The sequence below is a fragment of the Tessaracoccus sp. SD287 genome, assembly GCF_017355265.1.
Lineage (GTDB): Bacteria > Actinomycetota > Actinomycetes > Propionibacteriales > Propionibacteriaceae > Aestuariimicrobium.
Window position 1 is genome coordinate 190977 of sequence record NZ_JADIJQ010000001.1, and the last position, 24608, is coordinate 215584.

Sequence of the window (24608 nt, forward strand, 5' to 3'; positions counted from 1 at the left end):
CTCTCATTCAGATCTTCAGGTATGAGTGCCGCACGGTGGCAGCGGTCCTCAGGGCGCGGTGTTGGGGTCCGGACCGACCGGCCCGTCTGCGTCGGTGCTGGTCGCGCCCAGTTCCGGGGCGTCGGTGGTGGCGTCGAGCGGGTGGGTGGGCTGCACCTCGACGGCCGTGGCCGAGAGCACGTTGGAGATCCACACGCTGGTGCCGGCCTCGACGGCCGCCGCAGCCCTGGCCGAGTACATCGTCCGGTGCCCGTTGACGCTCAACGAGACCTGGCCGTAGCCGTCTGCCGGGACGGCGGTCACCACCCGGGCCTCGCGCCCGACCAGCGACCGGGTGTTCACCGAGGTGCCGGTGGCAGAGTTCTTGAGGGCGCGGGTCAACCAGATGGTGAACCAGCTGAACAGCACGCCCATGACCACGGCGACCGGGACGGCCAGCCACAGCGTGCCAAAAATCTGCTGGGCGATGGCACCGCCGAAACCGAAGGCGCCGATGAAGGCGCTGATCGTCGCGATCGAGAAGACGTCGTTGTCGAGCATCCCGTCAAAGGGCACCGACAGGTCCAGGAAGTCGCCCAGTAGCAGCGCCACCACGAGGATGACCAGCCCGATGCCGCCAATGATCAGGAATTCCATGCGCACCGCCTTCCGAGGGCCCAGTGTATCGGCCTGCCGGAGCAGGGCCGTCGGGCGCACCGGGGGAAATTCATGCGCGAAGTAGCGGCGTGCGACCCGATGGCTGCTATGCTTGGGGAAGTTGTTTGAGGTATACCCCTGCGTTCAGCTTCACGCGGCCTCCGTCCCCAGCGGAGTTCCACAGGGTTGCGATAAAGGTTTCGCCTCCAGCACCAGAGGGCGCAATCGTGCTTTCGTAACACCTAAGGAAAGGCCAAATCATGGCTACCGGAACTGTCAAGTGGTTCAACGCCGACAAGGGCTTCGGCTTCATCTCCCCCGACGACGGCTCGGCCGACGTCTTCGTGCACTTCTCGGCGATCCAGTCGAACGGCTACCGTTCGCTGAACGAGAACGACAAGGTCTCCTACGAGGTCGAGCAGGGCCCCAAGGGCCTGCAGGCCGTTCAGGCCCAGGTCATCTGATCTGACCCCGCTCCTCACCGAGCTTTGACGCGGGCCGTCCCTTCGGGGGCGGCCCGCGTTTGCTATTCCCGGCCCATCAATTGATTCAGGGTCTGCGCCGCAGCACGGGCATCGGCGACGGTCACCACGTACGCCGGCAGTCCGGCGCGCTCGATCCTCAGCGCTTCCCCGCTGGCGGTGACCAGTGCACTGCTGCCGTCGAACCCCTTGCGCAGGCCGAAGCCCCCGTAGTCGCCCAGCCCCTCAACCGTCACCACCTTGGCGCCCTCGATGGTCGCCAGCGGGATGCTGGCCCACCGCAGGAATCCCAGACTACGGACCCGTACGCCCTCGCCGTCAATGCTCACCGTCGCACACAGTGCGCTGGCGAAGAACGTGACCACCGCAGCCAGCAGCAGCATGACGGCCACCATCCACCACATCTTCTGGTAGCCGGAGACCGCGGCGAAGACCAGCACCAGGGCAACGCTCGCGCCCACGAGCCAGTTGCCGCCGCCCCGACGCAGTTCACCGGTCCAGGCGATCCCGATCGTCGTGACAGCGGGCCGGTCGGCGGTCGGCAGCGGTCCCCTTCGACGGGTCCCCCACCACCAGGCCAGCGCTGCCAGCGTGCCCAGGACGAGCGCGACCAGCACTTCTGGGCCAAACGTGGCCTCGCGCGCGTCAGCCAGGTCGCGCTGGGACCAGACCGAGCCGGTCACCATGGTGACGCCGAAAACCGCCAGCCCCACCGCCAGGATGGCCATCTCACGCACCGACTTCAGGGCGACACCGAGCAGCAGCAGGACCATCGGCAGGCCGAATCCCAGCAGCACCTGCCCGACCAGGACCGTCGACAGCCCGGAGAACCCGTCGGCCTGACCGTCGACACCCCAGTGAGTGGCGACCGGCTCGGGCAGACGACCACGAACGGCCCAGACGATCCCCACTCCGACGGCGGTGATGACGGCGGTCGTGACAGCGGCCCAGACCTCCTGCCCGGCGCTCCTCGACCGACCAGTCGTGCGTTTCTCCACGTGGCCCCCCCCAAAGGCATGTTTCCACGACGAAAAGAGCTGTGGGACGGGGTTCGTCCCCGTCCCACAGCGTCCCTGATCCGGGGGTCAGCGACCGGCAGTGCCCTCGACGTAGTCGGAGTCAGCGGGCTTGACCCAGGCCATCAGCTTGCGCAGGTCCTTGCCGACGGTCTCGATCGGGTGGGCCTCGCCCTCGGCGCGCAGCTTCTTGAACTCGGGGGCGCCGGCGTCCTGGTCCTCGATGAAGCGCTTGGCGAAGGCACCGTTCTGGATGTCGGCCAGGACGGCCTTCATGTTCTGCTTCACGTGGGCGTCGATGACCCGCGGGCCCGAGACGTAGTCGCCGTACTCGGCGGTGTCGGAGACGCTCCAGCGCTGCTTGGCGATGCCGCCCTCGTACATCAGGTCGACGATCAGCTTCAGCTCGTGCAGGCACTCGAAGTAGGCGACCTCAGGCTGGTAGCCAGCCTCGGTGAGGGTTTCGAAGCCGGCCATGATCAGCTGCGAGGCGCCGCCACACAGGACGGCCTGCTCACCGAACAAGTCGGTCTCGGTCTCTTCGGTGAAGGTGGTCTCGATGCCGCCGGCACGCAGCCCACCGATGGCCTTGGCGTAGGCCAGGGCGATGTCCTTGGCGTGGCCCGAGGCGTCCTTCTCGACGGCGACGAGCACCGGGACGCCACGGCCGTCGGCGTACTCGCGGCGCACCAGGTGGCCGGGGCCCTTGGGGGCGACCATGCACACGTCAACGCCGTCGGGGGCGGTGATGTAGCCGAAGCGGATGTTGAAGCCGTGGGCGAAGAACAGGGCGTCACCCTCTTCGAGGTGGGGGGCGATCTGCTCGGCGTAGAGGGTCCGCTGCACCTGGTCGGGGGTGAGGATCATGATCAGGTCGGCTTCCTTGGCTGCCTCGGCAACCGAGAGGACCCGCAGGCCCTCGGCCTCGGCCTTGGCGCGCGAGGAGCTGCCCTCGGCCAGGCCGACCCGGACGTCAACACCCGAGTCGCGAAGGTTCAGCGCGTGGGCGTGGCCCTGCGAGCCGTAGCCGATGACGGCAACCTGGCGGTCCTGGAGCAGGGACAGGTCGGCGTCTGAGTCATAGAACATCGTGGCCATGAGTGGTGGTTCTCCTTCGGGTGGAAAGTTGTCCGCAGACCATCTGGGTCATCCGGAACGATGGGGGGTGGATCTCAGTCCTGCAGCTCGCGCTGACGGTCCGATCGGGTCTTGTCGGTGATGGCGCGACCGCCGCGGCCCAGCGCGACGTGGCCGGACCGCACCAGTTCGAGGATGCCGAATGGTTCCAGCATCGCGACCAGGGCGTCCAGTTTGTCCTTGCTGCCGGTCGCCTCGACGGTGATCGACTCCTGACTGACGTCGACGGCCTTGCCGCGGAACAGCGCCACCGTGTCGATCACATTGGACCGGTTCTCGAGGTCGGAGCGGACCTTGACCAGCATCAGCTGTCGCTGGACCGCCGACGCGTCGAGTTCGAGCACCTTGAGCACCTCGATCAGCTTGTGCAGCTGCTTGACGATCTGCTCGAGCACCTGCTCGTCCTCGACCCCGGCGACCACGGTCATCCGGCTGACCTCAGGGTCGTCGGTGGTGCCCACGGTCAGCGACTCGATGTTGAACCCGCGCCGCGAGAACAGGCCGGCGATGCGGGCCAGCACGCCGGGCCGGTTGTAGACCAGGACACTCAGGGTGTAGGTGTTCACAGCACTTCCTCTTCCCAGTCCGGAGCCATGTCGCGGGCGATCTTGATGTCGTCGTTGCCGGTGCCGGCGGCCACCATCGGCCAGACCATGGCGTCCTTGTGGACGAGGAACTCGACGACGACCGGGCGGTCATTGATGGCCATGGCCTGGTTGATGACGTCGTCCACCTCGTCGACGGTCTCGGCGCGCAGGCCGACCGCGCCCATGGCCTCGGCCAGCTTCTGGAAGTCGGGGACCCGCGCCGAGTGCAGTTCGGTGTTGGAGTAGCGACTGTCGTAGAACAGGGTCTGCCACTGGCGCACCATGCCCAGCACCTGGTTGTTGATGACGGCGATCTTGACGGGGATGCCCTCGATGGCGCAGGTCGTCAGTTCCTGGTTGGTCATCTGGAAGCAGCCGTCACCGTCGATCCCCCACACCACGGTGTCAGGGTTGGCGACCTTGGCGCCCATGGCGGCGGGGACGCAGTAGCCCATCGTCCCGGCGCCACCGGAGTTGAGCCACTTGCGCGGCTTCTCGTGCGGCAGGAAGTGGGCGGCCCACATCTGGTGCTGGCCGACGCCGGCGGCGAAGATGGCGTCCGGCCCGGAGATCTCACCAATGCGCTTGATGACGTACTGGGGGCTCAGGGTGCCGTCGGTGGGCTCGTCGTAGCCGGTCGGGTAGCGACGTTTCAGGCTGGCCGTGTACTCGTGCCACTGCGACAGGTCGGGAAGTTGGTGGTTGCGCAGGGCGCTGACCAGACCGGCCAGCACCTCCTGGGCGTCACCGACGATCGGCAGGTCGGCGATGCGATTCTTCGAGATCTCGGCGGGGTCGATGTCGGCGTGGATCACCTTGGCCTCGGGGGCGAAGGACTCCAGGCGTCCGGTGACGCGGTCGTCGAAGCGGGTACCGATGGCGATCAGCAGGTCCGAGCGCTGGATGGCACCCACCGCCGCGACGGTGCCGTGCATGCCCGGCATGCCCATGTTCAGTTCGTGGCTGTCGGGCAGGGCGCCGCGGGCCATCAGGGTGGTGACCACCGGAATGCCGGTCAGCTTGACCAGTTCGGCGAGTTCGTCGCTGGCCTGGGCCCGCACCACCCCACCACCGATGTAGAGCACCGGACGCACCGAGTCGGCGATCATCTGGGCGGCGGCCTTCAACTGGCGCGCGTGGGGACGGGTGTTGGGACGGTAGCTGGGCAGCCGCACGGTGTCGGGCCACACGAACGGGGCGCTGTCCTGCAGGGCATCCTTGGCAATGTCGACCAGCACGGGCCCGGGACGGCCGGTGCTGGCGATGTGGAAGGCCTCCTTGATCGCCCGCGGGATGTCGGCGACGTGAGTGACCAGGTAGTTGTGCTTGGTGATCGGCATCGTGATGCCGCGGATGTCGGCCTCCTGGAAGGCGTCGGTGCCAATGAAGTTCGAGTTCACCTGGCCGGTGATGGCCACCATCGGGACCGAGTCCATGTAGGCGTCCGCGATCGGGGTGACCAGGTTGGTGGCGCCGGGACCGGAGGTGGCGATGCAGACGCCCACCTTGCCGGTGGAGGACGCGTAGCCCTCGGCGGCGTGGCCGGCGCCCTGCTCGTGGCGGACCAGGATGTGGCGCACCTTGGAGTCGTAGAGCGGATCGTAGGCGGGAAGGATGGCGCCGCCGGGGATGCCGAAGACGACCTCTACACCCATCCGCTCGAGTGAGGTCACCAGTGCCTGCGCACCGGTGAGGATGGTCGTGGCTTCATCGCCTGCCATGTCATGTCCTTTCACCGAGTTGGTCAGATGTGGGTCCAAGGTCTCGTACAACAAAAAACCCCCGAGGCCACCTGGGGCACACGAGGGAGCGCTTACGTCGTCTGTCGAGAGACGTCAGCGCTTGGCAACTACGAGAATTCGGTACTGCACCCCTTCACAATGTCCCATCCCATCGCACAGGTCAACCGCGCCCCGGCCAGTCTCAGGTGCTGGACCACGCCCCCACGCGACACCGGCGCCGCCCCCCTGACGGGAGCGACGCCGGTGCGATCGGGTGCCTCGGTCAGTCGTTGCGGACCGTGGTGGCGGTGACGGCGGGCTTCAGGGTGGTCAGCGCCCAGCCGAGCAGGGCGAACATGAGGCCCAGGCCGACGACCAGGGCGGCGATGCCGTAGGTGATCACCGAGCTGAACAGCGAGGAGCGCAGGAAGGCTGCGTTCATCACGGTGGTGCGGGACTGGGTCGCCTTGTCAAGAGCAGCCTGGGCGGCTGCCTTCTCGGAGTCGCTGGTGGCCTTCTCGAGGTCCGCGCGGGCCTTGGTCTGGTCGGCGCCGATCTCGGCGTAGGTCTTGCCCTCGGAGCTCTTGAGCGCGTGCTTCTTGATGATCTCGGCCTGGCCGAAGGCGGTGAGCGGCCCCTCAACCTTCTTGCCGGCAACGGTCACGCCCATCACCTTGTCGGCGTCGGCGGGGACGGTGATGCGCTCGTCCTTCAGCTGTGAGGTGACGATGTTCCACGTCACGATGCCGGCGACGATCATGACGAGGCCGGCGACGATGGACAGAATGCCAATGATCTTGGCGGGCTTCGAACTCATCAGAGCCCTTCCTGGTTTGGGCGACAAGGTGACGCCGGTGGATTCTACGACGTTCCGTAGTCGTTGAATAAGACAGTAGCAAGGGGCTGACTGCCCCCCGACGGGGGGTGCCTAATTCGTGGGGCCCCGGGGAACGTCCCTGTGGGCGGGGTGGCGCCGGGGTCGACGCCCCGGCGCGGTGAGCGCCGCCGCCACCACCAGCAGCACCACCAGGACCGGCCCGACGCTGCCCAGCAGCGCCTCGACACCCGTGGGCACCGGGCCGCCGGAGGCGATCAACTGCGGCACCCCCAGGGCCGCCCAGCCAACCCACAGTCCACCCAGTGCCAGCAGCGGAGCCCGCAGTCGGCGCCGTCCCGGCAGCAGGCCGGCGGTCAGCACCACCACCCCCACCAACTGCCACGTCCAGGCGGGGTCGCGGCCCACGACCGAGGCCACCAGGACCAGTCCCAGGGCCAGCACCGGTTCGCTGCGCCACCAGCGCGCCGCGACCCAGGCCCCGGCGATCGTCACCAGCAGCGCCGCCACCTGACCCACGACGGCCGGCGAGCCGAACCTGACCAGGGCAGCGCCCAGGGACTGGTTCGCGGCCCACAGTGCGTCCGGCACAACCGGTGCCGTGCGGCCCTCCAGCCAGCCCTCGCTCTGCCCCGGCATGACGATCCATCCCAGCACCGCGCAGCCCAGGGCCGCGGCCAGACCGGTGAGCGCGATGCGTCGACGTCCGGCCAGCAGCAGCGCCAGGAGTACCCACAGCGGGCTCACGGCGATGCCGCCGGCAATGCCGGTCAGGCTGCCCGGGGGCAGCACGCGACCGCGACGGCCGCCGAGGCGGGGTTCGGTGAGATCGGCGACCACCAGTGCGGTCACCAGCAGGCTCAGTTGGCCCACACCCAGGGCGGCCCGCACCGGTTCGACCATGACCACCACCAGGGACCCGGCCAGCAGCAGCTGCGGCCCCTGGAGCCCGAACAGCCGTCGCAGCAGGTGCTGCAGCGCCGAGACCGACGCCACGGTCAGCACCACCTGCCACAGGGTCGGCCCCGACAGGGCCAGCGGCGCCAGCAGCAGCGCCCCGAACGGGGTGTAGACGAAGTGTGCGGTGCTGGCCGTGCCGAAGACCACCCGTCCGTCCACCATCTGGGTGGCGACCTGGATCATGGTGCCCAGGTCGGGCATCACCGGCCGCCACGGCAGCAGGCTGCCACCGGCCACGACGAATGGTGCCATCACCAGGGCGACCAGGGCCACGGGCAGGGTGGTACTGAACCATCGCAGGACGCCGAGCGCCCAGTCCTCCCCGTCGTGGGCTCGCCGCGGCGTCTGCGTGCTGGGGCTGGCCCCGGGTGGCGGGGCAGGGGTCATCCGCGGGTGAGCGCTTCGATGGCCGCCTCCGGGGTGGCCGGCGGCTCCACCTCCCCGTAACGGGGAATGACGTGGACGTGCAGGTGGGACACCTCCTGGCCGGCGCTGGTCCCGGAGTTGACGACCAGATTGATGCCGTCGGCGCCCAGCTTCTCCTGCAGCTGTCGGGACACCCGCGCGACCAGGGGGGCGATCTCGGCGTAGGCGTCGCCGCCGTCACGCAGGTCCTGCACGTGTCGGCGCGGGACAACCAGCAGGTGGCCGGGCGACTTCGGCTTGGCGTCGGGGAATGCCACCCCGGTGCTGTCCTCGTCGATGCGGGCGACGGTGATCTCGTCGCTGGCGATGGCACAGAAGATGCAACTCATGGCGTGGTCCTTGGCAGGTGGTCAGTGCGTGAGTGGTCCGACGGTGACGACATTGGCCAACGGCTCCCCCGCGGTGAAGCGCTGAAGTTGGGCCCGGACCAGCGCGTTGCGGCGAGGGATGAAGGCGTTGGTGAACCCCCCGACGTGGGGTGAGAACAGCACGTTGGGGGTGCCGCGCAGCGGGTGGTCAGCCGGCACCGGCTCGGGGTCGATGACGTCGAGGGCGGCCTGCAGGCGTCCCGAGGCGCACTCGGCAACCAGGGCGTCGGTGTCGACAATGGGGCCGCGGCCGGCATTGACCACCATGGCGCCGTCGGGCATGGCCGCCAGCGACCGGGCATTGACCAGCCCGCGGGTGTGCTCGGTGAGCGGGGTGATGATGAACAGCACGTCGGTGGTGGCGAGCAGGTCGACCAGGTCGGCGCTGGCGCGCACTTCCACCGGTTCACCGTCCAACTCGTCGGTGCGAGCCCTGCTGGCGACCCGGGTGATGCTGGCTGGTTCGAAGCCCCGCACGCGGCGCTCGATGGCGCGTCCGATGTTGCCGTAGCCGAAGATCAGCACCCGGGCGTCAGCCAGCCCGACTCCCCATCGCGGCTGCCACTGTCCCGCGACCTGGTCGCGGGCATACACGTCGAGGTGCCGACCGCGGGCCAGGGCCAGGCTGACGGCCAGTTCCGAGGTGGCGGTGTCGTGCACACCGGCGGCATTGCACAGGGTGACACCGTGGGGCACCAGGGCGTTGATGGCGTCGGTGCCGGCCATCTGGCCCTGGATGACCCGCAGCCGCGGCATCTGGTGGGTGCGCTCGAAGATGGTGTCCTGGGGCACGCCGTAGGGCAGCACCAGGAACTCGACCCGGTCGATGCTGGCGGGCAGGAACTGGTTGTCGGTGAAGGGAACCAGGTCGATGTCCAGCCCGCCGCCCAGCACGGCGCGGGCCTCGGCTTCGGTCTGGAACGGCACCCAGGCCGCGGCTCGAGTCATGGGTCAGGCTCCTGTCGTGGTGGTCGCGGTGGCGTTGTCGATGCGAACCTGGAAGTCGGCGGAGCGCAGCGCGTCCTTCACCTGGCCCACCGACAGGGTGCCGAAGTGGAAGACGCTGGCCGCGAGCAGGGCGTCGGCGCCGACCCGCGCCGCCTCGACGAAGTGTTCGGTGGTGCCGGCCCCCCCGGAGGCGATCAGCGGGACGTCAATGACCCGGCGCACGGACTCCAGCATTTCCAGGTCGAAACCATTGGTGGTGCCGTCGGCGTCCATCGAGTTCAGCAGCACCTCACCGACGCCCCGGTCCACCGCCTCCCGCACCCATTCGATGGCGTCCAGTCCGGCGCTGGTGCGTCCCCCGTGAGTGGTGACCCCGAAGCCGGACGGCATGCCGGGCTCGCGGCGGGCGTCCAGGCTGAGCACCAGCACCTGGTTGCCGAAGCGTTCGGCGATCTCGGTGATGGCCTGGGGACGCCGGATGGCGCCGGTGTTCATGCCCACCTTGTCGGCGCCGCAGCGCAGCAGCAGGTCGACGTCCTCGACGCTGCTGACGCCCCCGCCGACGGTCAGCGGGATGAACACGTTCTCGGCGCAGCGCACCACCATGTCACGGGTGGTCTCGCGCCCCTCGTTCGACGCGGAGATGTCGAGGAAGGTGATCTCGTCGGCACCGGCCTGGTCGTAGACGCGGGCCATCTCGACGGGGTCGCCGGCGTCGCGCAGGTTGACGAAGTTCACGCCCTTGACCACGCGCCCGGCGTGGACGTCCAGACAGGGAATGACTCTGATGGCGACAGACATGCCAGCCAGACTAGTCCCTGCGACGTGTGACCCCGTTTTGTCCGCGGCAGTCCCTAGAGTGGTCGCCATGCCAGAACTTGACCCGGTGTTCACCGGACTCCCGCTGGACCAGTTGGCCGACGCGGCGCTCAGCCGCGCCCGCGACCTGGGCGCCAGCCATGCCGACGTCCGCATTGAACGCCACCGCCAGGCGGTCACCGCCCTGCGCGACGCCAAGGTCACCACCAGCAGCGACTCCAGCGACCTGGCGATCTCGGTGCGGGTGGTCCACCGTGGCTGCTGGGGCTTCGCCGCCGGCATCGCGCTGACCAACGAAGCGGCCGCGGCGCTCGCCGAGCAGGCCTGCCGGATCGCCGAGGTCGCCGCCCCGCTGACCCCGCGGCCGGTCGAGTTGGCCGACGAGCCCGTCCACCGGGGCGAGTGGGTGGCGGCCTACGAACTCAACCCGTTCGAGGTCGCCGAGGCCGATCGCGTGGCCCGCCTGGTCCAACTGTCCGAGGCGCTGGGCGCCCAGCCCGGTGTCGACCACACCAGCGCCCGCCTGATGATCGCCCAGGAGAACACCTACTTCGCGAACCTGGCCGGCACCCGCACCCTGCAGCAGCGGGTGCGGATGCACCCGGCATTCACCGCCATCTCGACGGCCGAGGGGCGGATCTCGACGATGCGGACCATCGCTCCCCCGACGGCCCGCGGCTGGGAGTACCTCGGCACGGGGGCTGCGCACTGGGACGATGAGGTCGCCGGTCTGGGCGAACTGCTCGCCGAGAACGTCGCCGCCCCCACCGTCGAGGCCGGCCCCACCGACCTGCTGGTCCACCCCAGCCAGCTGTGGCTGACGCTGCACGAGTCGGTCGCCCACGGCACCGAACTGGACCGTGCGCTGGGCTACGAGGCGGCCTACGCCGGCACCTCCTTCGCCACCATCGACAAGCTCGGCTCGTTGCAGTACGGATCACCGGTGATGAACGTCACCGGCGACCGGGTCACCGAGCACGGCCTGGCCACTGTGGCCTGGGACTGTGAGGGGGTGGAGGCGCAGACCTTTGACATCATCCGTGACGGGGTGCTGGTCGGCTACCAGCTGAACCGCCAGATGGCCGCCGAGCGTGGCCTCAACGGGGGCCGGTCGAATGGGTGCGCCTATGCCGACTCGGCCAGCCACATCCCGATGCAGCGGATGCCCAACGTCTCCCTGGCCCCTGCCGCCGACGACACCACCCTGGACGACCTGCTGGCCCAACTGGGGGACGGTCTCTACGTGGTCGGGGACAAGTCGTGGTCGATCGACATGCAGCGCTACAACTTCCAGTTCACCGGGCAGCGTTTTCACCGGGTCAAGGGCGGCAGGATCGTCGGCCAGGTCCGTGACGCGGCCTACCAGGCGACGACCACCGATTTCTGGGGGTCGATGGAAGCCGTCGGTGGCCCCTCGACGTGGTCGCTGGAGGGTGCCTTCAACTGCGGCAAGGGTCAGCCCGGGCAGGTTGCGGCCGTCAGCCACGGCGCCCCGGTGGCGCTCTTCCGGGGTGTCAACGTGCTGAACACCGCTGCCGAGGCCGAACAGACAGGACAGAACTGATGAGGAACTGGATCGACGCCGCCCTGGACGCGGCCGCCGCCCTGCCCGGGGCCAACCGTGGGACCGTGGTGATCCTCACCGAGACCCACGAGACCAATGTGCGCTGGGCCAACAACGCGCTGACCACCAACGGCCAGATGCACCGGATCAGCGCCGAGGTGGTGGCACTCGCCGACGTCGACGGCGGAGTCGCGTCCGGCTGCCTGCAGGGGCCGGTCAGCGACGCGGCCCAACTGGTCGACCTGGTCCGTCGGGCAGCCGCCGTCGCCGCTGCCGGCAGCCCCGACGAGGACGCCCACGACCTGCCCCGGGGCAGCGTCGACGCCGACTTCGACGACCCGGCGGCGACGACCTCCTTCGAGGTGTTCACCCCGATCGCCTCGGCCCTGGGCACCGCCTTCGAGCAGGCCGGCGACCGGCACCTGCTGTTCGGTTTCGCCGAACACATCGTCTCGACCACCTGGCTGGGCAGCAGCACCGGCGCCCGGCGACGTTCGGTGGGCCGCAATGGCCGCCTCGAGTTGAATGCCAAGCACCCGGACATGGTCGGCTCGGCCTGGGTGGGGCAGTCGACCACCGACTTCAGCGACGTCGACCTGCCCGGCAAGCTCGCCGAGGTCCTGGAGCGGTTGTCCTGGGCCGAGAACCGGGTCGACCTGCCCGCCGGGCGCTACGAGGTGATCCTGCCGCCGTCGGCGCTGGCCGACCTGATGATCTATGCCTACTGGTCCATGTCGGGCAGGGATGCCCGCGAGGGCCAGTCGGTCTTCTCCGCGACCGGGGGCGGCACCCGGGTCGGTGAGGCGTTGACCTCGGCGCCCCTGGACATGTGGAGCGATCCGCAGGCCCCCGGCATGGAACGGGCACCGTTCGTCGCCGCCGGGGCGTCGAGCGCCGGTCTGGCATCGGTCTATGACAATGGTGCGCCGGTGGGTCGGGTCGACTGGCTGGCCGATGGCACCCTGCGGAGCCTGGTGGAGACCTCCCACGAACAGCGGGCCCATGGCCTGAGCGGTCCGCTGCCCTACCCCACCTCGAACCTGCTGATCGACGGCCACGGCACCGCGGACCTGCAGCAGATGGTGGCCGGCACCCGGCGGGGGCTGCTGCTCACCTGCCTGTGGTACATCCGCGAGGTGGACCCCCGGACGCTGCTGTTGACCGGGCTGACCCGTGACGGGGTCTACCTGGTCGAGGACGGCCGGATCGTGGGGGCGGTGAACAACTTCCGCTGGAACGAGTCGCCGGTGGGGCTGCTGGACCGCATCACCGAGGTCGGAGCCGCCGAGCGGACCCTGTGCCGGGAGTGGAACGACTGGTTCAACCTGACCGTCGCCCCGCCGGTGCGGGTGCGCGACTTCAACATGTCGACGGTCTCCCAGGCCTCATGACCGGCGGCCCACACCCGGAACCGTCCAGGAAGAAGCGCCCGAAGCCCCGCCAGGACGTCGACCCCGCGGCCGAGCAGATGGACCTGCTCGCCAAGGTGCTCGACGACCTGGTGACCGTGCCCGGCACGAATTTCGGCATCGGGCTCGACGGCCTGCTCGGCCTGGTGCCAGGTGTCGGCGACTCGGTCACCACCACCGTGGCCGCGACGATCCTGGTCGATGCCGCACGGCGACGGGTGCCGATCCCGGTCCTGATGAGGATGGCGCTCAACCTGGTCATCGACACCGCACTCGGCTACGTGCCGGTGGTCGGGGACGCCGCCGACTTCGCCCACCGTGCCAACCGGAAGAACTACCGCCTGCTGAAGGACGCGATCGATGCCGGTGAGCGTGTCGACGACTCCTACCCGGCGTACATGGTCAAGGCCGCCGGCGTCATCGTCGGGGTGCTGGTGCTCATGGTGGCCTCGGCGATCTTCATGCTGTGGGCGCTGGTGAGCATCCTGGTCCACCTGATCGGGTAGGGCCTCAGTCCTCGTCGGGGTCGAAGTCGACGACGCCGCGGCGCATCATGTCGACCACGGTGCGGCACCGCCGGGCCAGGTCGTCGGCCGGGCCGGGAGCGGCACCCTGCTGGTGGGCCAGGTCGGCCCGCATGCCCGCGGCCACCGCCACCTGGCCGGCCATGTCGGCCACCTGCCGCACCCACCGGACGAAGTCACCGGCCGGCAGTTGGGCACTGAACAGGACCTCGGCCAACGGCTGCCCGTCGGCCCAGGCGTAGGCGGCCTCGGCGAAACCAATGTCGGGCTCGGGTCCACGTTCCAACTTGTTGTCGCGCTCGACCAGGCCGACATCGCGCCACACGGCCCGCAGCGCGCTCTGCGCCTGCTCCGAGGCCGCGTCCGGCATCCGCGACATCCGGCCCTGGTCGGTGCGGCGGGCCTCGTAGACCAGCGAGGACAGCACCGCCGCCAGCTGCGGCACGTCCAGCTCGTCGAAGATGCCTGTCCGGATCGCCTCGGCGGCGACCAGGTCGAGTTCGGAGTAGATGCGGGCGAGCATCCGCCCCTCCGGGGTGACCTGGTCGGGGTCGTCGGCGTCCAGGTATCCCAGTGAGGTGAGCACCCCGCAGATCTTGTCGAAGGTGGCCGCGATGGTGTTGGTGCGCCTGGCCAACGCCGTCTGTGCCCTCGTGTGCTCACGCTCCAGTCGCATGGCCCGCTCGGCGAACCGGGCATGGCTCTCCCGGTCGGGGCAGCCGTGGCACGGGTGGGACCGCAGCGTCGCCCGCAGGGCCGCGATCTCGTCGAGGATCTGCTCGTCGGGGCGCGAGAGCACCGGCTGCGGCACCGAGGGGTCCAGTTCGTTGAGGCGGTGGTGCAGGCTGGCCGCCAATGCCTTGCGCATCGGCGCCTTGCGGGGGTCGAACTTGCGGGGGATGCGCAGCTTGCCGACCTTGGTCGTCGGCGTCGGGAAGTCCTTGAAGGTCAACCGGACCAGTTCCCGCTCGATGGTCATCACCATGGGGTGCGGGTCACGGTCGCGGCCGACGCCGCCGTCGATCACCGCCGCCCAGCCGAGGTGACGTCCACCCGTCACCCAGATGATGTCGCCGGGTTCCAGCCGGCGCAGCGACTCCTCGACCTCGACGCGGAAGTCGCGGCGCCGTCCGCGGGCCTGTTCGGCCTCCAGCTCGCTGATCTGTTCGCGCAGTCGCGCGTACTCGCCGAAGTCGCCGCGGTCGCAGGCGGCGGCTGCCAGGTACTGCTCGATGGCTTCGGCGTCGCGGGACGCGGTGCGGGCCAGGCCGACGACGCTGCGGTCGGTCTGGAACTGGGCGAAGCTCTGCTCCAGCATGCCGCGGGCGGCCTCGCGCCCCATCCGTCCGACCAGGTTGACGGCCATGTTGTAGGTGGGGGTGAAGGAGGACTTCAGCGGGTAGGTCCGGCGTGAGGCAAGCCCGGCGACGGCCCGCGGGTCCATGCCGGGACTCCACACGACGACCGCGTGGCCCTCGACGTCGATGCCGCGGCGCCCGGCCCGCCCGGTGAGCTGGGTGTACTCCCCCGGGGTGATGTCGACGTGGGCCTCGCCGTTGTACTTGACCAGCTTCTCGATCATCACGGTGCGGGCTGGCATGTTGATGCCCAGCGCCAGGGTCTCGGTGGCGTAGACGACCTTGATCAGCCCTTCGGCGAAGCCCTCTTCGACGATGGCCTTGAAGGCGGGCAGGATGCCGGCGTGGTGGGCGGCGATGCCGCGCTGCAGGGCGTCGAGGAAGAAGTCGTAGTCGAGCACCTGCCGGTCGTGGGGGCTGAGTCCGCCGACGTGCTTGGTGGCGATCCGTGCCAGTCGGGCGGCCTCGGACGGGGTGGTGAGGCGGGCACCGCTGCCGACCAGTTGGCGCACTGCCCCGTCGCACCCGGCGCGGCTGAAGACGAAGACGATTGCCGGCAGCAGGTTGGCCCGCTCCAGGGTGATGATGGCCGACCATCGACTGGGCACCAGCCGGGGGCCCTGCTCGTCGCGTTCCCGTCCGCGTCCGTCCAGCGCCGAGGCCGCCCCGCCGTAGCGTCCGGAGCCGTGGGTGGGGCGCTTGCCCTTGCCGGACCGGCCGCGGGGACGACGGCTGTCGTCACGCTGCCCGCGGGCCTCGGTCCTGGCCAGCTGCACCAGATCAGGGTTGACCTCGGGGGCGACCTTGCTGGGCAGCGCCACCGCCGTGGGGGCATCCCCGCTGAACAGGTCATGGAGCGTGCGTCCGGCCAGCACGTGCTGGTAGAGCGGGACGGGGCGTCGTTCGGAGAGCACCACGTGGATGTTGCCGCGGACCTCGTCGAGCCAGTCGCCGAACTCCTCGGCATTGCTGACGGTGGCCGACAGGCTGACCAGTTGGACCCGTTCGGCCAGACCCAGGATGACCTCCTCCCAGACGGCGCCGCGGAACCGGTCGGCCAGGTAGTGCACCTCGTCCATGACGACGTAGCCGAGGTTGTGCAGGGTGCGGGAGTCGGCGTAGATCATGTTGCGCAGCACCTCGGTGGTCATCACCACGATCGGTGCCTCCCCGTTGATGGAGGTGTCACCGGTCAGCAGGCCCACGTTCTCGGCACCGTGGCGGGCGACCAGGTCGTGGAACTTCTGGTTCGACAGCGCCTTGATGGGGGTGGTGTAGAAGCACTTGGTTCGCTGTTCCAGGGCGCAGAAGACGGCGAACTCCCCCACCACGGTCTTGCCCGACCCGGTGGGTGCTGCGACGAGCACCCCGTGCCCGGCCTCGACGTGGGCGCACGCCTGCACCTGGTACTCGTCGAGCGAGAAGCTGTACATCCGACTGAAGGCCTCGAACAGCGGACCGGGCGGTGGCGTCGAGGGCTGGGTCGCGGGGTCCAGCAGTTGCTGCAGTTCCCGATCGAGGTCGAGGTCGTCGAGGGGTTCGTCGCCGGGATGTGCCATGTCAACGACACTAGTGGGCGCGCCCACCCGACGCTGGCGTGCGCGCCGAGCGCCTAGGCCGGGGCCACCCCGGCCGGGCGGTACAGGTGCAGGTGCAGGGGCTCGACCCGCACCGTGATCGGCACCTCGCCCAGCAGTTCGCCGTCGGCCATCGCGAACATGTCGTCCCCGTCAATGACGACCTCCCGCGCGCGGAGCTGTTCGACGGCAGGATCCTTGACGAACCTGCCGGTGTACAGCGAGGGCAGCAGGCGCAACAGGGTGGCCCGGCTGACGGGGTGAATGATGGTGACGTCGAGCAGCCCATCGGTGACGTCGGCGCCAGGGGCGATCTGCATGCCGCCACCGAAGTAGGCGCTGTTGGAGACCCCGACCAGCATCGCCGGCAACTGCCACCTGTCGCCGTCGATGCTGATCCGGTAGTTCAGCGGCTCAAAGGTGGCCAGTTCGCTGAGCGCCACGTAGCCGTAGGCCAGCGGGCCCAGCGGCAGACTGATGGCATTGGCGCGGTGGTTGACCTTGGCGTCGTAGCCGGTGCTGACGGTGCCGCCGACATGGCGACGTTCGGCCCCGTCGGCCAGTCGTCCGGAGGCCAGGTTCACGTCGACCCGGGTGCTGTGACCGGCGGCGACGACGGCGGTCGCGGCCGGCACGGACACCGGGATGCCGACGCCGCGGCAGAAGTCATTGCCGGTGCCGGCCGGGATGACACCCAGGTTCACGTCGGTGCCGGCGCAGGCGTTGACACCCAGGTGGGCCATACCGTCGCCGCCCATGACGACCAGCGAGTCGGTGGCGCCCTCCTCCTGACGGGGCCGGGCCCGTTCGACCACCTGGATGGTGCGCAGTCGGGCGTCGTCGAAACTGGTCGCCTGGTGGACGTGCAGGTGGGTGTCAGGTCGCGCCGCGACCAGGGCCGCCACCACCTTGGGGAGCATCCGTCCTGCCCGTCCGCGACCGGCGCGTGGGTTGACCACCACCGTCATGGTGGGGCCGTCGAAGCGACCCAGTGCCATCAGGCCTTGGCATCTTCCTCGTCGTCGAGTTCCACCATCAGGCCCGCGGCGATCATCCGCTTGTCACGACTGCGGCAGATGACCTCGGCGATGACGTACATGATGGCCATCGGCAGCGACAGCGCCAACATGGAGAACGGGTCGGTGCTGGGGGTGGCGATGGCGCCGAAGACGAAGCACACGAAGATGGCGACGGTGCGCATCTTCGAGAGTTGTTTGCCGGTGACGACGCCGAGCAGGTTCAGCGCGACCAGCACCACCGGCAGCAGGAAGCTGAGCCCGAAGATCAGCAGCATGTGCAGCTCGAAGGTGAGGTAGTCGTTCATCTCGTTGATCTGCGTGGTGTCCGGCGGGTTGAAGGTCATCATGACCTCGAATCCCTTGGGCATCACCAGGAAGCCCATGGCCACACCCATCAGGAACAGCGGGATCGCCGAGCCCATGAACCGGGTCGAGTACTTCTTCTCGTTCTCGAGGAGCCCGGGCATGATGAACTTCCACAGGTGCCAGATCCACACCGGGCAGGTCAGGATCAGGCTGGCGATGGCCGCGATCTTCATGGCCAGGGTGAACCCGCCCATGATGCCTTCGGTGGTGACCAGCACCTCCTGGCCGGTCCTGGCCTCGTAACCCGCCTTCGCCGTGTTCAAGGGGTAGGTGATCGCGTCGTAGAACCAGTGCCAGTTCATCTCGATGACCAGCGCGACGATGAAGATCGCCACGAAGGCGATGAACGACATGATCACCCGGTAGCGCAACTCCCGCAGGTGGTCGACCAGCGCCATCGTGCCGTCGGGTGAGTCATTGACCGGCGGCTTCAGCCAGCCGGGAATGATCTGTCGACGACCGGTGTCGTTCTCGATGACGCTCATGGCTCAGGAACGTCCCGGCTCAGGCCTGGTGCTTGTGGTGCTCGGGCTGGGTCACGGTCTCGTCGACGATGGTGGCGTCCAGGACCTTGTCCGCGGCCGCCTCCTTGGTCGCCACCTCGGCTGGCTTGTCGCTGGTCTTCAGGTCGCGCGTCTCTTCCTTGAACTCGCGGATGGCGCGGCCCGAGGCCTTGCCAATGCCGGCCAGACGGGTGCCGCCGAACAGCAGCAGCGCCACAGCCAGAATGATCAGAAGTTCCTGCCAGCCGAAGCCGCCCATGTCGTGTTCCCTTGCTCGTGGCCGAGCGTGTCCCGGCCAGATGTATCAGACCCTACGCGTTGCGTCTGGTCGCGTGCCTGTCCATCTTATCCACCGGCGTCGAGCGTCGGCGGCCACACCCTGATCGTTGCTCAAGCGTTGTGCGCGACCTCCAGGTCGTCCTCGCGGGCCGCGACGACCGGCACCAGGGCGGCACCGTCGCGGCGGGGTTGCGGGTTCAGCTCGAGTTGGCCCAGCAGGGCGTGGAGCTCCTCGGCGCGTCGGCCCAGCATCGTGACCTCGGCGTAGATGTCGCCGGCCTTGTGGAACAGCCACACCCCGTAGCTGACCATCACGACCAGTCCCGCGACCGCGATCGCCAGGAACACCCAGACCCAGATCATGGCAACCAGCCTAGCGGCCGGCCCCGGCGGCGTCGCCGAGTTGTTCGTAGCGGGCCAGGGCAGCCTCGGCGATGGCGACGGCCTCGCGTTGGGCCGCGTGGGGTTCGACGAGGCGGATGTCGTCGGCCAGCCGCAGCAGGCGGTGGGTGAGGTAGCTGTGGTCGGCCAACGGCAGCCGGGCCCAGCGCCGGTAGACCGGGTCGTCCAACTCGCCGGACTCGCGGACGGGGTCGTACTCCAGCAGGTACACCGCACCGGCGGCCAGGTGCACCTCGATGGTGCCCACGTCCTCGGCGTCGACCCAGTCGGCTTCGGGGGGTGTGTCGAGGGTGGTGATCGGCTTGCCGCTACGGCGGGCCTCGGCGATCCGGGTCACCTTGAACAGTCGCCAGCCCCCACTGGTGTGGCTGTAGGCCTGCAGGTAGGCCGAGCCGTTGCGGACGATGAGCGCGACCGGGTCGATGGTCGGACGGGTGGTCACGCCACGGTTCACCCCGTCGTAGACGATCTCGAGCTGGGCGGCGTCCTTGATGGCTGCCGCGATCGTGTGGCGCACGTCCTCGGTGCCGTGGTCCACCTGGATCTCCACGTGGCCCGCGTCGGCATCGGTGAGGGCCTCCAGTTTCTGGGTGGCGCTGGCGAGGTGGGCCGCCGACTCGTCGTCGACCAGGTGCTGCAGCGACCGCAGCGCCACCAGCAGGCTGAGCGCCTCGTCCTGGGTCAGCCTCAGCGGGCGGGCGACGTAGCGCGAGGGGGTGACGAAGATCCGGCCGTTCTCGGCCTCGTCGACGTCGAAGTCCAGCAGGTACTCATAGCTGCCGCGGGCGATCTCGTCGACGTCGGAGCCGATCACGCACAACGTGCTCAGTTCGTGGATCAGGCGTTGGGGGGTGATCCCGAACTCGGCGGCGGCGGTGGTGACGGCGACGCCCTGGCGCTCGGCCAGCCAGGGGATCATCCGGAACAGCCGGGAGATGTCGTCGGTGGCGTTCATGGGCGTTCCTCTGGTGCTGCGGCCACCCCGTGGGCCTCGACCACGCGCCGCAGGTGGGCAACCATCAGCTGGCGCAGGTGGGGTGGCTCCAGCACCAGCACGTCGGCACCGAAGGTGGCCAGTTCGCCCACGATGGTCTGGTCGTGGGAGTAGGTGATTTCGTAGGCGGCATACCCGTCGGGGGTTCCGGGATGCGTGGTCGGCAGGCCGCGGCGGCGCACCGAGGGGGCGTACTCCCCCCGGACGGCGACCACGGCATGCTCGCGACCCTGCTCGGGGCTGATCGAGGCCATCAGCGCGGCCGGGTCGAGGTCGGCGGGCACCTGGTAGGCGTTGGGCGTCCCGTGGACCTGCGGGGTGCCGACGATGCGGGCCAGTTTGAAGGTGCGACGCTGCTGGCGGGTCAGGTCATGGCCGATCACGTACCAGGCACCGGCCCGTTGGCCGAGCAGCCACGGTTCCAGGTCACGTTCGCTCTGGTCACCGCCGCTGGATCGGTAGCTGAACCGCACCCGCTGGCGGGCGCTGTTGGCCCGCCACAGGACGTCCAGGCTGGGGTCGGTGGCCAGGTGGGGTTGGAAGGCGCGGCCGGGGTCCTCGTCGAGTTCGATGCCGGCGGCGGCGAGCTTGGCCAGGGCGCCGCGGGCCTGCTGGCCCACCGACTGCTCCCCCCAGACCCGTTGGGCGATGGCCAGCACTCCGCGCTCCTCGGCGGTGAAGTCGACCTCCGGCAGGAGGAAGTCGCGGGAGCGGACCAGGTAGCGCTCCTGGTCATCGATGCGGGTGACGTCGAGCTCAACCCCCAGGTCGCGCAGGAACGCCTTGTCGCGTTCGAACATCCGGTGGGCGGAGGCGGGGTCCTTGGCGTCCTTGTAGTCGTCGACCAGCCTCATCAGGTGGTCCTTCGACACCGGCTGCTGCACCGACTGCAGGATGAACAGCAGGTGCATCTGCCGCAGCGTGTTGCCCCTGCCCTCCTTGGCACGCTGGACGGTCTTCGCCTTCTGGCCTGGCACAGCCATGTCCCTCCGTTGGACGTCGAGCGGAATACTGGTGCGAGGCTATCAGCGGGGGTCCTGTCGGCGTGGCGGGCCACCCTGCAGCACCTCAACCGATGGGAGACCGCGTGGCGGGACGGTTTGCACCCAGTCCGACGTCGGACCTGCACGTGGGCAACCTGCGCACGGCACTGCTGGCGTGGGTCTTCGCGCGCCGCGACGGGCTCGACTTCCTGGTCCGGGTCGAGGACCTCGACCAGCAACGGGTGGCCGCGGCGCCAGCGGTGGCCCGGCGCCAGTTGGCCGACCTGGCCGCGATCGGCCTGGACTGGCGCCCCCCGGTGGTGCGCCAGTCGGAGCGCACCCGGCTCTACCAGCAGTCGTTGGCTCAGTTGGAGGTCTACGAGTGCTACTGCACCCGGCGTGAGATTGCCGAGGCGTCCCAGGCGCCCCACGACGGGCCGACCCCGCAGGGTGCCTATCCGGGCACCTGCGCCCACCTGTCGGAGGCTGAGCGGGTGCGGCGGCGCCGGGAGCGGCCAGCCGCCCTGCGGGTGCGGGCCCACGGCGCCTCGATGACGGTCACCGACCGGTTCGCCGGTCAGGTCACCGGGCGGGTCGACGACTTCGTGGTGGCGAGGGGTGACGGCACGCCCGCCTACAACCTGGCGGTGGTGGTCGATGACGGGCTGCAGTCGGTCAGCCAGGTGGTGCGCGGTGACGACCTGCTCAGTTCGTCACCGCGGCAGGCGTGGCTGGCCCACCAGTTGGGCTATCCGGTGCCCGAGTACGTGCATGTCGGGATGGCGGTGAACCCTCAGGGGGCACGGCTGGCCAAGCGGGACGGCGCGGTCACCCTGGCCGACCTGGCCGACGGCGGCAGCGATGCCCGCCGGGTGCGGGGGTGGCTGTTGTCCTCCCTGGGGCTGGACGCCGAGCTGGACAACGACCAACTCCTCGGGTTGCCGCAGCAGGCGTGGGGCGCGGCGGCCGAACCGTGGGTGGTGGACGCCGCCACCCTGACGCGCTGAGCGCCCCGGGCGGGTGAGGCCGTGGGGTCAGCTCTGGGTCAGCTGCCGGCGCTGGCGAACAGGATGTCGACCACGTAGACCAGGGTTTCACCGGCCGGGATGGACGGGGTGGCATTGCCCTTGGGGTAGGCCTCGGCCGGCGGGACGACCAGCAGGATGCGGGAGCCGACGGTCTGGTTGACCAGACCCTTCTGCCAGCCCGGAATCAGCGTGTTCAGCGCGCCGGTCTCGGGACCGGTGGCGTAGTTCTGGGCCAGCACCTCACCGTTCCAGCCGACGGTGGTGTAGTTCACGACGATGCCGTCGGTGGCCTTCACTGCCGGTCCGGTGCCCTTGATGAGCGGCTGGACGACCAGGGCGCTGGGCTTGGTGGCCGAGCCGATGGTGATCGTGGGTGCCTTGCCCACGCCGTTGTCGGTCACGGTGGGCAGGCCCGCCGGCGGGGTGACCGCAGCGCCGCTGGGGCCCTCCAACTGGGCAGAGACAATGTCGACGACGAAGACCAGCGAGTCGGTGGCGAGGATCCCGGCCTGGGGGTTGCCCTGGGCGTAACCGTCGGCGGGGGTCATCATGATGACGACGCGCGAGCCAATGTTCTGGCCCTCCAGACCGATCCGGAAACCGGCGATCACCTGGTCGAGGGGAAAGGCGACGGGGGTGGCGACCCCCTCCTTCCAGGAACTGTCAAAGGACTTGCCGTCGCGGGCATTGATGCCGGTGTAGTTGACCAGCACGGTGCCGCCCTTGGCGACCACCGGACCGTCTCCCTTGCTCAGCACCTTGACCTGGGTCTTGGCGATGGCCAGGGGCCACTTGCCCGTCACGGCGGGCTGCTTGCCGAATGCGCCGGCGACCTCGATGGCGTCCAGGTTGCTGACGGTGCTGGCGGCCACCGAGGGCGCGGCCGAACCCGACGCGCTGACCGAACCGCTGGGGCTGGGCACTGCCGTCGCCGTCACGTTGGTGTTCGTGGGGGCCGTGGTCGGATCATCGGCGGCGTCGCCGCTGCAGGCTGCCAGGGCCAGTGAGGTCGCCACGGCAGCAGCAACGATCGCGACGCCCCGCAGGCGAGGGCGACGGATGGAGGAGGAGTCCAACTTGTTCATGCGCACCTGTGCAGGTTACCCGACGTGGAGACCCCACCACGAACCGGCTCAGACCGGTGGGCTGCCGGCGGCGCGGTGGTCGGTGAAGGAGCTGGAACGGTCGAGCCGGGGCTCGTTCTCCATCCTCTCGATGAGCTCGTCGACGCGGGGGTCGTCGCTGACCAACGGGTCGGGCATCACCAGGGTGCCGCCGGGCAGGTCCCGGCAGGTGAAGGTCATCCAGTCGGTGGTGTAGTCGCGCTGGGCCACACGGGCGGCGCTGATCAGTCGGCCACGCAGTCGGGCGCGGGTGGTGGGCACCGGGTGGGTCATGGCGCGGGCAACCTCGAGCTGGTCGACCAGGTGGTTGCAGTGCCCGGCGACCTCGGCGTGGGCGAACAGCCCCCGTGCCCGGGCATCGCCGCCACGGTGGATGTCGTGGTAGGCCAGGTCAATCTCGGCCAGCTGGGGGGCCTGGTTGGTCAGCTGGTGACGGTGCGCGTACTGCAGCAGCAGGTGTTCCTTGATGGCCCAGTCAATGAGCCGTTCGATGCGGGAGTGCTGGCGGTCGGCGACCGCCGCCAGCACCTGGCGCCACAGTTCGTGCGCCTCGCGCAGTTCCTGGTCGTCGGCATAGGGCTCGACCAGGTCACCAATGCCTTCCAGGATGTCGAGGGTCGTCGCCAGTCGTCCGCTGGCCAGTTCGACCCGGGCGCGTCCGTCGCGGTGGCGGGCCACCTCACGGATGGCCGCGGTGGGGTCGGCCAGGGCCCACTGCTCGAAGCGGTGACCGTCCTCGATGGCGCGCAGCACCAGTTCGGTGGCGCCGATCCGCAGCAGCAGGGTGGGCTGGGACAGGTTGGAGTCGCCGGCCATGACGTGCAGGCGGCGGTAGCGTTGGGGGTCCGCGTGCGGTTCGTCGCGGGAGTTCACCAATGGACGCGACCTGGTCGTCGTCGAGGAGACAGGGTCCCACAGGTGGGCGGCGCGCTGGGACAGCCACAGCTTGCCCTTGGCCTTGCCGTCACTGCTGTCGACGACCCACTTCCCTGCCCCGCACAGCAGTTGCCTGACGACCAGGAAGGGTGTCAACGCCTCGACCCACTGGCCAAGGGTCAGGTCGCGGGTGACCTGGTAGTTCTCGTGGCTGCCGTAGGAGTTGCCGGCCGAATCGGTGTTGTTCTTGTACAACTGCAGCCGGGCGGTGATGCCCTCATCGGTCAGCACGGCGAGTGCCCGTTCGGCCAGGTCGTCCACGATCCTGTCACCGGCACGGTCGGCGGTGATCAGGTCGTGGATGCGGTCACACTCGGGGGTGGCGTACTCGGGGTGCGAGCCGACATCGAGGTAGAGCCGCCCGCCGTTCTTCAGAAAGGCATTGGTGGTGGCCTGCTTGCGCATCAGCGGACGGAACAGGTGCTGGGCGGCCTCGTCGGCGCTGAGCTGGCGCCACATCTCCTCGGTGCTGCCGGCTACCTCGCGCTGGCGCAGGACCTGCATCGCCAGCCCGTACTCGGTCTCCAGACCGCGGACTCTTCTGCTCATGGGTGCCACGACGCCCAGCCTAGCCACGCCGCCGCGCGGACGGGAATCCGCCGCCGGC

At 69.4% G+C, this 24608-nt stretch carries 24 protein-coding genes; 5 read left to right on the plus strand and 19 right to left on the minus strand.

What is annotated here, in order from left to right; translation table 11 throughout:
* Positions 1–48: 48 nt before the first annotated feature.
* Positions 49–636, minus strand: coding sequence for an NfeD family protein (locus IPV09_RS00890; protein ID WP_207472970.1), 588 nt, complete (start codon positions 634–636; stop codon positions 49–51).
* Positions 637–896: 260 nt separating this feature from the next.
* Here IPV09_RS00890 and IPV09_RS00895 point away from each other — a divergent pair, with 260 nt between their 5' ends.
* Complete coding sequence (locus IPV09_RS00895) at positions 897–1100, plus strand: cold-shock protein (protein WP_207472971.1); 204 nt, start codon at positions 897–899, stop codon at positions 1098–1100.
* 62 nt (positions 1101–1162) lie between these two features.
* On the opposite strand, the gene IPV09_RS00900 is transcribed toward IPV09_RS00895, so the two are convergent.
* From IPV09_RS00900 to hisF, 9 genes are all read right to left on the minus strand, one after another.
* Positions 1163–2116, minus strand: a complete 954-nt coding sequence (locus IPV09_RS00900; protein WP_207472972.1) for a DUF1648 domain-containing protein — start codon at positions 2114–2116, stop codon at positions 1163–1165.
* Between the two features lie 87 nt (positions 2117–2203).
* Complete coding sequence (ilvC, locus tag IPV09_RS00905; RefSeq protein ID WP_207472973.1) at positions 2204–3232, minus strand: ketol-acid reductoisomerase; 1029 nt, start codon at positions 3230–3232, stop codon at positions 2204–2206.
* Positions 3233–3306: 74 nt separating this feature from the next.
* Positions 3307–3837, minus strand: coding sequence for an acetolactate synthase small subunit (gene ilvN, locus IPV09_RS00910; protein ID WP_207472979.1), 531 nt, complete (start codon positions 3835–3837; stop codon positions 3307–3309).
* Positions 3834–5579: an acetolactate synthase large subunit gene (locus IPV09_RS00915; RefSeq protein WP_207472981.1), complete on the minus strand. Its 1746-nt coding sequence runs from the start codon at positions 5577–5579 to the stop codon at positions 3834–3836. Before IPV09_RS00915 ends, ilvN begins: the two co-directional genes overlap by 4 nt.
* Before the next feature lie 283 nt (positions 5580–5862).
* Entirely contained in the window at positions 5863–6396 is a 534-nt protein-coding gene (locus IPV09_RS00920; protein ID WP_207472982.1) for an aromatic ring-opening dioxygenase LigA, read from the minus strand.
* Positions 6397–6507: 111 nt separating this feature from the next.
* Entirely contained in the window at positions 6508–7761 is a 1254-nt protein-coding gene (locus IPV09_RS00925; protein WP_207472984.1) for a glycosyltransferase family 87 protein, read from the minus strand.
* Positions 7758–8129 (minus strand): HIT family protein, encoded by a 372-nt coding sequence (locus IPV09_RS00930; protein WP_207472986.1) that lies wholly within the window; start codon positions 8127–8129, stop codon positions 7758–7760. The genes IPV09_RS00925 and IPV09_RS00930 overlap by 4 nt, the downstream gene beginning before the upstream one ends.
* A 21-nt stretch (positions 8130–8150) precedes the next feature.
* Positions 8151–9116 carry a 2-hydroxyacid dehydrogenase gene (locus IPV09_RS00935; protein WP_207472988.1) on the minus strand — a complete coding sequence of 322 codons (966 nt, stop codon included), beginning with the start codon at positions 9114–9116 and terminating at the stop codon, positions 8151–8153.
* A gap of 3 nt (positions 9117–9119) precedes the next feature.
* Entirely contained in the window at positions 9120–9917 is a 798-nt protein-coding gene (gene hisF / locus IPV09_RS00940) for an imidazole glycerol phosphate synthase subunit HisF (protein ID WP_207472989.1), read from the minus strand.
* 67 nt (positions 9918–9984) lie between these two features.
* Between hisF and IPV09_RS00945 the strand changes: the two genes are divergently transcribed.
* From IPV09_RS00945 to IPV09_RS00955, 3 genes are read left to right on the plus strand one after another with little or no spacing between them, the layout of a single operon-like run.
* On the plus strand, positions 9985–11499 hold the full coding sequence (locus IPV09_RS00945) for a TldD/PmbA family protein (RefSeq protein WP_207472990.1): 1515 nt from the start codon (positions 9985–9987) through the stop codon (positions 11497–11499).
* Positions 11499–12890 (plus strand): metallopeptidase TldD-related protein, encoded by a 1392-nt coding sequence (locus IPV09_RS00950; protein WP_207472991.1) that lies wholly within the window; start codon positions 11499–11501, stop codon positions 12888–12890. Before IPV09_RS00945 ends, IPV09_RS00950 begins: the two co-directional genes overlap by 1 nt.
* On the plus strand, positions 12887–13414 hold the full coding sequence (locus IPV09_RS00955) for a DUF4112 domain-containing protein (protein WP_207472992.1): 528 nt from the start codon (positions 12887–12889) through the stop codon (positions 13412–13414). Before IPV09_RS00950 ends, IPV09_RS00955 begins: the two co-directional genes overlap by 4 nt.
* Before the next feature lie 4 nt (positions 13415–13418).
* On the opposite strand, the gene IPV09_RS00960 is transcribed toward IPV09_RS00955, so the two are convergent.
* The 7 genes from IPV09_RS00960 to IPV09_RS00990 form a co-directional block, all read right to left on the minus strand.
* Positions 13419–16223, minus strand: a complete 2805-nt coding sequence (locus tag IPV09_RS00960; RefSeq protein ID WP_207473053.1) for an RNA helicase — start codon at positions 16221–16223, stop codon at positions 13419–13421.
* A gap of 179 nt (positions 16224–16402) precedes the next feature.
* Entirely contained in the window at positions 16403–17365 is a 963-nt protein-coding gene (locus IPV09_RS00965) for a diacylglycerol kinase family protein (protein WP_242681029.1), read from the minus strand.
* Positions 17365–18237: a twin-arginine translocase subunit TatC gene (tatC, locus tag IPV09_RS00970; protein ID WP_207472993.1), complete on the minus strand. Its 873-nt coding sequence runs from the start codon at positions 18235–18237 to the stop codon at positions 17365–17367. The genes IPV09_RS00965 and tatC overlap by 1 nt, the downstream gene beginning before the upstream one ends.
* Before the next feature lie 19 nt (positions 18238–18256).
* The gene (gene tatA, locus IPV09_RS14385) at positions 18257–18514 is read right to left on the minus strand and encodes a twin-arginine translocase TatA/TatE family subunit (RefSeq protein ID WP_207472995.1); all 258 of its coding nucleotides are present in this window, start codon (positions 18512–18514) and stop codon (positions 18257–18259) included.
* Positions 18515–18645: 131 nt separating this feature from the next.
* Positions 18646–18897 (minus strand): hypothetical protein, encoded by a 252-nt coding sequence (locus IPV09_RS00980; RefSeq protein WP_207472997.1) that lies wholly within the window; start codon positions 18895–18897, stop codon positions 18646–18648.
* Between the two features lie 10 nt (positions 18898–18907).
* Positions 18908–19891, minus strand: a complete 984-nt coding sequence (locus tag IPV09_RS00985; protein ID WP_207472998.1) for a YafY family protein — start codon at positions 19889–19891, stop codon at positions 18908–18910.
* The gene (locus IPV09_RS00990; protein ID WP_207472999.1) at positions 19888–20913 is read right to left on the minus strand and encodes a YafY family protein; all 1026 of its coding nucleotides are present in this window, start codon (positions 20911–20913) and stop codon (positions 19888–19890) included. Before IPV09_RS00990 ends, IPV09_RS00985 begins: the two co-directional genes overlap by 4 nt.
* A gap of 146 nt (positions 20914–21059) precedes the next feature.
* Here IPV09_RS00990 and gluQRS point away from each other — a divergent pair, with 146 nt between their 5' ends.
* A complete protein-coding gene (gene gluQRS / locus IPV09_RS00995; protein WP_370590166.1) occupies positions 21060–21920 on the plus strand; it encodes a tRNA glutamyl-Q(34) synthetase GluQRS in 861 nt (286 codons plus the stop codon).
* 38 nt (positions 21921–21958) lie between these two features.
* Here the strand turns inward: gluQRS and IPV09_RS01000 are convergent, their stop codons facing one another.
* Together IPV09_RS01000 and IPV09_RS01005 are read right to left on the minus strand one after the other, a co-directional pair.
* Positions 21959–23026 carry an FKBP-type peptidyl-prolyl cis-trans isomerase gene (locus tag IPV09_RS01000; RefSeq protein WP_207473001.1) on the minus strand — a complete coding sequence of 356 codons (1068 nt, stop codon included), beginning with the start codon at positions 23024–23026 and terminating at the stop codon, positions 21959–21961.
* Between the two features lie 48 nt (positions 23027–23074).
* Positions 23075–24550, minus strand: coding sequence for a proteasome accessory factor PafA2 family protein (locus IPV09_RS01005; protein ID WP_242681070.1), 1476 nt, complete (start codon positions 24548–24550; stop codon positions 23075–23077).
* Positions 24551–24608 lie beyond the last annotated feature (58 nt).

Bases quoted from the DNA above. Each gene is read 5' to 3' on its own strand.
- IPV09_RS00890 (WP_207472970.1), bottom strand. From the start codon at position 636: ATGGAATTCCTGATCATTGGCGGCATCGGGCTGGTCATCCTCGTGGTG.
- IPV09_RS00895 (WP_207472971.1), top strand. From the start codon at position 897: ATGGCTACCGGAACTGTCAAGTGGTTCAACGCCGACAAGGGCTTCGGC.
- ilvC (WP_207472973.1), bottom strand. From the start codon at position 3,232: ATGGCCACGATGTTCTATGACTCAGACGCCGACCTGTCCCTGCTCCAG.
- IPV09_RS00915 (WP_207472981.1), bottom strand. From the start codon at position 5,579: ATGGCAGGCGATGAAGCCACGACCATCCTCACCGGTGCGCAGGCACTG.
- IPV09_RS00920 (WP_207472982.1), bottom strand. From the start codon at position 6,396: ATGAGTTCGAAGCCCGCCAAGATCATTGGCATTCTGTCCATCGTCGCC.
- IPV09_RS00925 (WP_207472984.1), bottom strand. From the start codon at position 7,761: ATGACCCCTGCCCCGCCACCCGGGGCCAGCCCCAGCACGCAGACGCCG.
- IPV09_RS00930 (WP_207472986.1), bottom strand. From the start codon at position 8,129: ATGAGTTGCATCTTCTGTGCCATCGCCAGCGACGAGATCACCGTCGCC.
- IPV09_RS00935 (WP_207472988.1), bottom strand. From the start codon at position 9,116: ATGACTCGAGCCGCGGCCTGGGTGCCGTTCCAGACCGAAGCCGAGGCC.
- hisF (WP_207472989.1), bottom strand. From the start codon at position 9,917: ATGTCTGTCGCCATCAGAGTCATTCCCTGTCTGGACGTCCACGCCGGG.
- IPV09_RS00945 (WP_207472990.1), top strand. From the start codon at position 9,985: ATGCCAGAACTTGACCCGGTGTTCACCGGACTCCCGCTGGACCAGTTG.
- IPV09_RS00950 (WP_207472991.1), top strand. From the start codon at position 11,499: ATGAGGAACTGGATCGACGCCGCCCTGGACGCGGCCGCCGCCCTGCCC.
- IPV09_RS00955 (WP_207472992.1), top strand. From the start codon at position 12,887: ATGACCGGCGGCCCACACCCGGAACCGTCCAGGAAGAAGCGCCCGAAG.
- IPV09_RS00960 (WP_207473053.1), bottom strand. From the start codon at position 16,223: ATGTACAGCTTCTCGCTCGACGAGTACCAGGTGCAGGCGTGCGCCCAC.
- IPV09_RS00965 (WP_242681029.1), bottom strand. From the start codon at position 17,365: ATGGCACTGGGTCGCTTCGACGGCCCCACCATGACGGTGGTGGTCAAC.
- tatC (WP_207472993.1), bottom strand. From the start codon at position 18,237: ATGAGCGTCATCGAGAACGACACCGGTCGTCGACAGATCATTCCCGGC.
- tatA (WP_207472995.1), bottom strand. From the start codon at position 18,514: ATGGGCGGCTTCGGCTGGCAGGAACTTCTGATCATTCTGGCTGTGGCG.
- IPV09_RS00980 (WP_207472997.1), bottom strand. From the start codon at position 18,897: ATGATCTGGGTCTGGGTGTTCCTGGCGATCGCGGTCGCGGGACTGGTC.
- IPV09_RS00985 (WP_207472998.1), bottom strand. From the start codon at position 19,891: ATGAACGCCACCGACGACATCTCCCGGCTGTTCCGGATGATCCCCTGG.
- IPV09_RS00990 (WP_207472999.1), bottom strand. From the start codon at position 20,913: ATGGCTGTGCCAGGCCAGAAGGCGAAGACCGTCCAGCGTGCCAAGGAG.
- IPV09_RS01000 (WP_207473001.1), bottom strand. From the start codon at position 23,026: ATGAACAAGTTGGACTCCTCCTCCATCCGTCGCCCTCGCCTGCGGGGC.
- IPV09_RS01005 (WP_242681070.1), bottom strand. From the start codon at position 24,550: ATGAGCAGAAGAGTCCGCGGTCTGGAGACCGAGTACGGGCTGGCGATG.